1 protein-coding gene is annotated in these 268 nt (G+C 69.0%); it reads left to right on the forward strand.

All coding sequences use genetic code 11. The annotated features are described in order from the left end of the window. Positions 1–29: 29 nt before the first annotated feature. A partial coding sequence (locus JT719_RS24790) for a Fic/DOC family N-terminal domain-containing protein (RefSeq protein WP_207436450.1) occupies positions 30–268 on the forward strand: 239 nt, incomplete at its 3' end.

A 268-nucleotide genomic window follows, 5' to 3' on the forward strand; every position in this document is an offset into this window, starting at 1 on the left:
TGTCCTGCTACCGGCCACCGGTGCCCGCCATGCCCGTCATCGACGAGGTGTGGGAGGTGCTGGAGAGGGCTCGCCACGCCGTCGAATCCCTGGATCGTGCCTTGATGGGCTTCCCGGTTTCCGGCGTGGTGGGAAAGCTGTTCGCGCGGCTCGACGCCGTCCACTCCTCCGGTGCCGAGGGTGCGACGACCACCTTCACGGACCTTCTGGAGTTCCAGACGTCCCTGCAGCGCGCACGCGATCCGGAGGATGCGCAGGCCGTCGCCGG

The sequence above is a fragment of the Sabulibacter ruber genome, assembly GCF_017355955.1.
In the GTDB taxonomy this organism is placed as follows: Bacteria; Bacteroidota; Bacteroidia; order Cytophagales; family Hymenobacteraceae; genus Nibribacter; species Nibribacter ruber_A.